Source organism: Klebsiella sp. MS 92-3 (genome assembly GCF_000195655.1).
Taxonomy (GTDB): Bacteria; Pseudomonadota; Gammaproteobacteria; order Enterobacterales; family Enterobacteriaceae; genus Klebsiella; species Klebsiella pneumoniae.
The window spans coordinates 79,209-87,320 of the sequence record NZ_GL882786.1 but is presented as its reverse complement, the minus strand read 5'-3'; the positions used below and the strand labels follow the sequence as shown (position 1 = coordinate 87,320).

Annotated in this window: 9 protein-coding genes and 1 other annotated feature; of the genes, 3 read left to right on the top strand and 6 right to left on the bottom strand. The window is 53.5% G+C overall.

The genetic code is table 11. The features are described 5' to 3' along the window. Positions 1–1,033 (bottom strand): anthranilate synthase component 1 (locus HMPREF9538_RS17795; RefSeq protein WP_009484640.1); only part of this gene is annotated, 1,033 nt, incomplete at its 3' end. Between the two features lie 33 nt (positions 1,034–1,066). Next, positions 1,067–1,162: a sequence feature (Trp leader region), on the bottom strand. A gap of 159 nt (positions 1,163–1,321) precedes the next feature. On the opposite strand from HMPREF9538_RS17795, the gene rnm reads away from it, so the two are divergent. Together rnm and HMPREF9538_RS17805 are read left to right on the top strand one after the other, a co-directional pair. After that, positions 1,322–2,185 carry an RNase RNM gene (gene rnm, locus HMPREF9538_RS17800; protein WP_002901735.1) on the top strand — a complete coding sequence of 288 codons (864 nt, stop codon included), beginning with the start codon at positions 1,322–1,324 and terminating at the stop codon, positions 2,183–2,185. A gap of 16 nt (positions 2,186–2,201) precedes the next feature. Continuing rightward, on the top strand, positions 2,202–2,822 hold the full coding sequence (locus HMPREF9538_RS17805) for an L-threonylcarbamoyladenylate synthase (protein WP_002901738.1): 621 nt from the start codon (positions 2,202–2,204) through the stop codon (positions 2,820–2,822). A 21-nt stretch (positions 2,823–2,843) separates the two neighbouring features. Here the strand turns inward: HMPREF9538_RS17805 and HMPREF9538_RS17810 are convergent, their stop codons facing one another. Next, positions 2,844–3,752 carry a DMT family transporter gene (locus tag HMPREF9538_RS17810; protein WP_004210746.1) on the bottom strand — a complete coding sequence of 303 codons (909 nt, stop codon included), beginning with the start codon at positions 3,750–3,752 and terminating at the stop codon, positions 2,844–2,846. A gap of 111 nt (positions 3,753–3,863) precedes the next feature. Here HMPREF9538_RS17810 and gcvA point away from each other — a divergent pair, with 111 nt between their 5' ends. Then, a complete protein-coding gene (gcvA, locus tag HMPREF9538_RS17815) occupies positions 3,864–4,760 on the top strand; it encodes a transcriptional regulator GcvA (protein WP_009484638.1) in 897 nt (298 codons plus the stop codon). A 529-nt stretch (positions 4,761–5,289) separates the two neighbouring features. On the opposite strand, the gene HMPREF9538_RS29695 is transcribed toward gcvA, so the two are convergent. The 4 genes from HMPREF9538_RS29695 to HMPREF9538_RS33190 form a co-directional block, all read right to left on the bottom strand. Beyond that, on the bottom strand, positions 5,290–5,712 hold the full coding sequence (locus HMPREF9538_RS29695; protein ID WP_004190751.1) for a hypothetical protein: 423 nt from the start codon (positions 5,710–5,712) through the stop codon (positions 5,290–5,292). Further along, on the bottom strand, positions 5,693–7,069 hold the full coding sequence (locus HMPREF9538_RS0127345; protein WP_020316765.1) for a PAAR domain-containing protein: 1,377 nt from the start codon (positions 7,067–7,069) through the stop codon (positions 5,693–5,695). The genes HMPREF9538_RS29695 and HMPREF9538_RS0127345 overlap by 20 nt, the downstream gene beginning before the upstream one ends. After that, a complete protein-coding gene (locus HMPREF9538_RS17825; protein WP_004190748.1) occupies positions 7,069–7,575 on the bottom strand; it encodes a PAAR domain-containing protein in 507 nt (168 codons plus the stop codon). Before HMPREF9538_RS17825 ends, HMPREF9538_RS0127345 begins: the two co-directional genes overlap by 1 nt. Positions 7,576–7,677: 102 nt before the next feature. Then, on the bottom strand, positions 7,678–7,911 hold the full coding sequence (locus HMPREF9538_RS33190) for a hypothetical protein (protein ID WP_009484635.1): 234 nt from the start codon (positions 7,909–7,911) through the stop codon (positions 7,678–7,680). Positions 7,912–8,112: the final 201 nt, after the last annotated feature.

Here is an 8,112-nt window from a genome sequence, read left to right as displayed (position 1 = left end):
CGAGGTCGCGATCCAGCGAGCCGTCGGCGCGGCGGCCGCGTGGCCGGGTGCCGGCGATGGGGTAGATCTCAATCTGACGGCTGACGGCATCATACTTCAGCGAGCTTTCCGGCGAGGCGCCGAACAGAGTGAAATCATTGTCCTGCATAAAGAACATGTACGGGCTGGGGTTGCTCTTCTTCAGCACATCATAAGCGGCCAGCGGCGATGGGCAGGGCAGAGAGAAGCGGCGGGAAGGAACCACCTGGAAGATTTCCCCGGCGCGGATCGCGCGCTGCATTTTGCGCACCACCGCGCCGTACTCTTCATCGCTCTGGTCAACGTCGCAGCGCATTTCGGCCACGGTGGTAACCGGTAGCGGCGCCGGCGGCTCGTTCAGCTGCTGACGCAGCTGGCTCAGGCGCTGCTCCAGGCGTTGTTTTTCACTCTCCAGCGGGGTGAACAGGCTGGCCTGAATGCGGGTATGCTTGGTCTGATGGTCGATGACCAGCAGGGTTTCCGCCAGATAGAAGCAGTAGTCCGGGCAGGCGGTGTCGCTTTGCAACTGGGGAAGATCTTCAAAACCGGCCACCAGGTCATAGGCGAACAGGCCGCCGAAGAACATCGCTTCGCGCTCGTTGTCCGGAACGCTCACCAGCTCCTGCAGGAGACGGAAGGCGTCAAACACCGACAGTGAGCAGAGACGGGCGTCTTCATCGAGCAGGGCGCTGACGGCCGGGAAGGTCAGGATGCGGCCGTTGGGCTGGCGCTGATTGTTGATCCCGGAGGGCAGCGCGCCGTCCAGTAATTCCAGCAGCGCCGCGCCGTTGGCGGAGAGGGCCTGAATAGTGACAGTGTCACCAAGGGCCGTAATGCGCAGCGCGCTATCGACCAGCAGCAGGCTTTTTAAGTCATCTTTGCTGTCGATGTCAGCGGATTCCAGCAGCAGCGTCGCCGGACGGGCGCCGCACAGTTGGTGGAATAACGCCGTCGGGTTCTCCCGGTAGATGGCGTCGCTGGTGAGAAGCTCGAGTGCCGGTTTGGATGTTTGCATTATTGTTCTCGCCTGTTCGTATTATTTTTGTCCAATAAAAAGCCCGCTCATTGGCGGGCCGGGTATCTGTATGCTGAATGCAAAACGCGATCACGCCGCCCGTCGTCAGGAGGTGCGCCACCAGCTGTGCAGAGTGATAAAGTGCATTTTCATCGTGATACCCCTTCATGTGAACTTGCGTACTAGTTAACTAGTTCAATGGAATAAAGTCAACCCTTGTTTGCAGATTTTCTCTGCCTGTCGGTATGATAATGCGCTTATTTACGTTGATGTCCAGCAGGAGTCCTTTTGAGCGACAGCCAATACGCAGTGATTTACGATCTGCACAGCCATACCACCGCCTCTGACGGGCGGCTGACTCCGCAGGAACTGGTCCATCGCGCCCATGAGATGCGCGTCGGCACCCTGGCGATCACCGACCATGACAGCGTGGCGGCGATCCCGGCGGCCCGGGAGGAGATCGCCCGCGCCGGATTACCCTTGACCCTGGTGAACGGCGTCGAGATTTCCACCCTTTGGGAGAATCACGAGATTCATATTGTGGGTCTGAATATTGATATTGCGCACCCAACGATGACCGCCCTGCTGGAGGAGCAGAAAGCGCGGCGCCAGCAGCGCGGTCAGATGATTGCCGAGCGCCTGGAGAAGGCGCGGATCCCCGGCGCCTGGGAAGGGGCGCTGCGACTGGCGGACGGTGGCGCCGTCACCCGCGGCCATTTTGCCCGTTTTCTGGTGGAGGCCGGCCATGCGAAAAACATGGCGGAAGTCTTCAAAAAATACCTTGCCCGCGGGAAAACCGGTTACGTGCCGCCGCAGTGGTGTACAATAAAACAAGCGATTGATGTGATTCATCATTCTGGCGGCAAGGCGGTGATTGCCCATCCCGGGCGCTACGATCTCTCCGCCAAGTGGTTGAAGCGGCTGTTGGCCCACTTTAGCGAGCAGGGCGGTGATGCCATGGAAGTGGCCCAGTGTCAGCAGGCGCCCCATGAACGCGCCCAGCTGGCCACCCTGGCCGTGCAGTTTGGTCTTCTGGCGTCGCAGGGATCCGATTTTCATCAGCCCTGCGCGTGGATCGAACTTGGCCGTAAGCTCTGGCTTCCTGCCGGCGTGGAAGGCGTCTGGCACAGTTGGGAAGCGGCCGCCGAATAAAAATTGAGAGGGAAGTATGAGCCAGTTTTTTTATATCCATCCGGATAACCCGCAGGCGCGGTTGATTAACCAGGCGGTGGAGATTGTGCGTAAGGGCGGGGTGATCGTTTATCCTACCGACTCCGGCTACGCGCTGGGCTGCAAAATTGAAGACAAGGGGGCGATGGAGCGGATCTGCCGCATCCGTCAGCTGCCGGACGGCCACAACTTTACCCTGATGTGCCGCGATCTGTCCGAGCTGTCAACCTACGCTTTTGTGGATAATGTGGCATTTCGCCTGATGAAAAACAACACGCCGGGCAACTATACCTTTATCCTTAAGGGGACCAAAGAGGTGCCGCGTCGGCTGCTGCAGGAGAAGCGTAAAACCATCGGCATGCGCGTCCCGTCTAACCCCATCGCTCAGGCGTTGCTCGAGACCTTAGGCGAGCCGATGCTCTCCACGTCGCTGATGCTGCCCGGCAGCGACTTTACCGAATCCGACCCGGAAGAGATCAAAGATCGTCTGGAGAAAGTGGTGGACCTCATCATTCACGGCGGTTTCCTTGGGCAGCAGCCGACCACGGTTATCGATCTCACTGAAGACACCCCGGTGGTGCTGCGCGAAGGCGTCGGCGACGTGAGGCCGTTTCTCTAAGGCTATCTGCCGGGCGGTGCATCATGCGCCGTCCGGTACCCCGCGTTTTCGCCCCGACGGCACGATAATCATCCATAGCGCTACACAAACCAGCAGCGCGCCGAGAATCAATCCTTTCTCCACTGTCTCTCCGAGGCAGAGATAGCCCCACAGCGCCGCAAAAGGTGGGATCAAAAAGGTCACCGACAGCGAACGCAGCGGCCCTATATCTGCAATCAAGCGAAAGTAGAGAATATACCCTGCCGCCGTGCAGACCACGCCCAGCATGACTATCGCTATCCACGGCAGACTCTGCCGCCAGTCTACGGCAGGCCCATGCCAGCAGGACCAGAGAAAGAAAGGAAACAGAAACAGCGTGGCGCCGACCTGGCTACCCAGCGCGACGCGTTCAGCCTCGAGGCCGCCTCGCTGCTGGATCCAGCGGCGGGTCAGAAAGCCGGCCAGACCGTAACAGGCGGTCGCGGTCAGGCAGGCGCCAATCCCCGGCAGCAGCAGGGCGGCGCTAAGGCCAGACGTCGGGCGCGCGATCACCGCCACGCCAATGGCGCCCAGTATCGCGCCGCCGCCTTTGCGCAGGGTTAACGGTTCTGCAAAGCATAACGCGCCGATCAGCACCCCCATCATCGGCGCCGTGGCGTTAAGCGTGGCGGAGTACCCTGCCGGCAGCCATTGCGCGGCAAGGCAGTACATGAGAAAAGGAAGGCCTGAATTAATGACCCCCAGCTGCAGAGTGGATGTGAATTTTCCCTGATACCCGCTCCATTTACCCTGCACGCCGAGTAACAGCCCGAGCGCGATAGCGGCGAACAGTACGCGAAGAAAAGCGCTGTTCAACGCCCCGAAGGCCGGGGTGGTGATGCGCATAAACAAAAAGCTGGCGCCCCAGAGGGCGGCGAGCAGCAGCAGGCGGCCATAGTCGATAACACGCATGATTGACTCCTTGTAGTCACGAAGGAAGTCAACTGTAGAACCCACGTGCAGCGTGCGACAAACGCGTTATGCTTACATGATTAAGTTTTTCTTAACCGAGGTTCCATACCCATGAAACTCCCGCCGCTGAATGCGTTGCGCTGCTTTGAGGCGGCGGCGCGGCTGCTCAGCCTGAAGCTGGCCGCCAGTGAGCTTTGCGTCACGCCCAGCGCCGTCAGCCAGCAGATTGCCCGCCTTGAGGAGACGCTGAATGTCCCGCTATTTATCCGTACTCCGCGACGGTTACAATTAACGGCGGTGGGAGATATCTACCTGCGGGCCGTTCAGCCGGCGTTTCATCAGATAGCCGCCGCCACCCAGCGTCTGCAGGTGCCCCCGGGACCAGAAAAGGTGGCTATCAGCTGTACCAGCGGCTTCGCCATTCAGTGGCTGCTGCCGCGGCTGGCTGATTTTGAACGACGCTATCCGCAGATAGAGATCCAGATCGGCACCACCAACCGGCTAGTGGATTTGCTGAGTGAAGGGATCGATTTTGCCGTGCGTCATGGTGTCGGCGGCTGGCCGGAACTGCAGGCTTACCGCCTGCTGGATGACGACCTGATGCCGGTCTGTAGCCCGCAACTGATTGCTCCGCGCCGGACGCTCACCGATGCGAGCGATCTACTGCAGTATCCGCTGCTGCACGATGAACATCGTGAAGACTGGGCGCTGTGGTGTGAGGCCGTGGGGCTGGCGCCGCACTTCGCGCGGCGTGGGCCGGTGTTCACTGATTCCAACGGCGTGACGGAGGCGGCGTTCGCCGGTATGGGGATGGCATTGCTGCGACGCTCATTCATAGCGCCTGCGCTGACGCAGGGGCGGCTGGTTAATCCTCTGGCGCAGCCCATCGCCTGTCCGCTGGCCTATCATCTGGTTTACCACGAGACCGCGCTGCTGGCGCCTGCCAACCGCTGTTTTCGCGACTGGCTGCTTGGCCAGCGCCCGGCCGTTGCTGAGGAGCACGCGTAGTGAGGGGGGCGCTGTCCGATAAAGATCCGTATGCGTGAATGGGCACAGGAGAATGAGGAAAATCTGTTCCATACTAAAGACGGGGCGCGGCGAACAGAAGCTTTCCCGACGAAGTTTTTCTTTTTACAGCGTACAGGTCGCGGAGAAGCGCTTTTTGTTGATAAATGAGAGCACCGTAACAGCTATACCGCAGATGAGGCTTAATCTTCCTAACCCGCAGATGATCAGTTCTGCTGAAATAATCATTTATCGACCCAAAGACAGATACCACCAATTAGTAGGGCAATAAAACCTACCAATGAACACAACAATTCGGCGATAAACCAGTATTTGATGTTTGCAGGTAGCTCCCGTATATAATCGACATCATCATTTTTTCTCTGAATAGACTTTTTGCCAAAGATCAATATGAGGGATCGCTATGCGCTAATTGCATACGTTTCCCTTATCCTCAGTTTCTTATGTAATTGATGATACTGATTGGGAGTGAATAAAATAGCCAAGTTTTGCTCTTGGCTATTTATTTCAATTAAATGAATGATGGTAAATAGAAAACTGATAACATCATGAATAGAAAAATAATACCGACCACGGAAAATCGTACTTTTACACGTAACCAATCGGTATACTGATTAGGAAGTTCTTTAATGAATCGAATTTGTTCATTATCCATTCCTCGCGTATGAAATGAGTTTTCTTTAAAGTATAATGCTTTAATAAAAAATGCATCACGCATAAACGAGAAAAAGAACCCCCCATCCTGATAAATTAAAGCCTCTACTGGTCTTGCGCCAAATTTTTCAACAAATAGCGAACAGAGAGTAATGAATTTATTTTTCGAAATGCGATCGTAAATAATTGAAATAACCCCCGTAAGTATTAGGCATAGACACAATACCAATCCAATCGAGTTACGATGCATAATTATAAAATTAATTACCGAAAGTTTCATACAGCTGCTCTCCACCCCATTCACCGAATGCGCCACCTGCACTACTACCGACATAGCCTAAACCAGCCCCAGCAATCACAGAGCAAGCAAGCCCTCCGACACCAGCAGTACCAACACCGATAGCGATACAAAGAGGTATTGCTAAATAGCCACCAGCAACACCAACCCCCGTACCTACAGCAAAGCTACCAATCTCAGTATACTTTTTCTTGGTACATTCAGCTTCGCGACCAACAGAACAAGCCTCATTTATTTCATTTAGTGAATGCAGTCCGCTAAAACCAATGCCTAAATAACCAGTGTAACGCATTGCTTTTACGTATTTAGCTGCCCGTTCGATGTGGGTAGCATAGCCTTCAATGTCACTGATCCCCGTTTCATTCCATTTGTGGGTAATAGAACTGCTGGATAGGCCAAGTGCTTTTTTTATTTTTGTATACTCTCCGAATTTCATAGCCTTATTCAGGAATCTGACTTTAAGTATTGATTCAAGCTCTTTAAACAACTGGCTACGTTGAACGTAAAATTGTTCTCCTAGCAACGAGCCTCTCGTTATGTAGGTATTCTTATACGTTTCTTGAATCTCTCTGAGTATTTTTTCGATACTCTCAAAGTATTTTCCAACAGGATCAGCAGCAAGGCCAATTCCTGTATCAGCGTAGCTGGTGAGATTAGCTATGGTTGCGTAGTGTTTGTGCAGCAAGTTAGCTTCCTGGATTGTCAGCGGTTCTAACGCCGCATCAACTCGCGCTTTCGCGGCTTTCATGTGGGCAATCTGCTCGTCGTCCTGTTTCTCTGGATCAACCAGAAGCATAATCGAACCAGCTTTGTATCTTTCATCCGGGCCGTTCAGAATAGAGAATAGCTCTTTTGCCCCTGCTGGTGGGTTTTCAGTGAATAACAGGCGTTGCCACGCTTCCGTAGTACCGCCATAAGTGATAACGGCAAAACCTGCATCTATACCTGTTTTCTTTTTTGCTGTTTGGGCGTTCTGTTCCGGTTCTGACTCAATCGGCCCTGGAAGTTCAGGCATCTTGACGAGGTGAGGTAGATCAGTGTGCGTTACCGTTGCTTCTCCACCAAGTTCGTAATCATCATCCCAGTTTGAATTGATGAATTTGGATTTACAGGGGCAGGAGCTATAACTGTGTAGTGTTCCGGCAATCCTTTTGCCGTGTATGTCATCATCAAGCCCACCACAAATACGGTAAAGCCCTGGATGTTTACCACAAGTTACTTTATGCCCTTCACAGGACATATCTCTGTCAAAATGCTGGTGGTCGCTCCATCCTTCAGTGATAACGCCACCACATCGTGTCTTATCACCTCTGAATAAATAGTATCCCTTAACGCCCATCAGTGCTTACTCCCTGACACGGTCAAGAATCCTTCCGGGAGTTCGCGGCCTTCACGAAAAACCAGTTTGCTGCACGATTGTGGGGTAGAGATTATTTCATCACCATTATCAAGCATACTGCCAACGAGTGCAGCGGATGCGCCCTGCATGATTCGGGCCTTGCCAGCACCGGAAATAATAGTGGACTCGCTGCCATCAGCATATACAACCTTGTCACCTACCCGAGCAACTTGTAATCCTCCGGTAGTCGCACCGCCTGAAGCATGGCGAATGACTCCACCGCGACGGGTCAGACTTCCAACGACTGCAAACCGGAAAATGTGAGCTAACGGGCGGCTTAGATGCTGTTTTTTAATTTCCTCAAGTTCTTTCCGGGTTTTGTCATCGCAGAGTGACAAAAGCTCTTCGTCGTAAGGCGGTTGTGATTGGGCCTCATTAATTTCGGGTGTGATTTCGTTGGTATATTGCTGCATAAGTCCCTCTGCTTGTTGTGAATTAATCTTCATACGTAATTCATTGTACAAATAACACCCATGTGCCGGAAGTTGTTTTTCATAAAAATGAAACTGCGTTTTAAAATATTTATTTTGTGAATGTTATGGCGCGATTCATTTACTATCGATTATGTCGAAGCTTTTGCTGTACGGGCAATGCTGCGACTCCGTGACGAAGGTTAATGTGTAGATACTGTTGGAATAGACACACAGCGTTTTCCCGTTCGCTGTGCTTGACTGTTCCGGATTGCTCATCGTTATACGTCTAAGTTCAGAAAGACTCAGGCGCACAAAACTTGTTGAATCATTTAGTCTAAAATTCGTGTAGTATGTGCGCCCACGAATCATTGTGTGACAGCTTGTGTGGTACGTTGTTTGCCATGCTGTGTGCCATGAAATATTTACAGATCAGTGAGTTAAGTTGAGTTTTAGGCTAACTCGTTGTTTTTGAAAGCATACCAGACGCCTGGGAAGGCGACACCTTAAGGAAGCTCAATGAGCGAGAAACTGCAAAAAGTGCTGGCCCGCGCCGGCCACCGCCCCCCCCCC

What these genes read in the sequence shown, in the direction of transcription:
- HMPREF9538_RS17805 (WP_002901738.1), top strand. Translation starts at nt 2,202, where the DNA reads ATGAGCCAGTTTTTTTATATCCATCCGGATAACCCGCAGGCGCGGTTG.
- HMPREF9538_RS17810 (WP_004210746.1), bottom strand. Translation starts at nt 3,752, where the DNA reads ATGCGTGTTATCGACTATGGCCGCCTGCTGCTGCTCGCCGCCCTCTGG.
- gcvA (WP_009484638.1), top strand. Translation starts at nt 3,864, where the DNA reads ATGAAACTCCCGCCGCTGAATGCGTTGCGCTGCTTTGAGGCGGCGGCG.
- HMPREF9538_RS29695 (WP_004190751.1), bottom strand. Translation starts at nt 5,712, where the DNA reads ATGAAACTTTCGGTAATTAATTTTATAATTATGCATCGTAACTCGATT.
- HMPREF9538_RS0127345 (WP_020316765.1), bottom strand. Translation starts at nt 7,069, where the DNA reads ATGGGCGTTAAGGGATACTATTTATTCAGAGGTGATAAGACACGATGT.
- HMPREF9538_RS17825 (WP_004190748.1), bottom strand. Translation starts at nt 7,575, where the DNA reads ATGAAGATTAATTCACAACAAGCAGAGGGACTTATGCAGCAATATACC.
- HMPREF9538_RS33190 (WP_009484635.1), bottom strand. Translation starts at nt 7,911, where the DNA reads ATGATTCGTGGGCGCACATACTACACGAATTTTAGACTAAATGATTCA.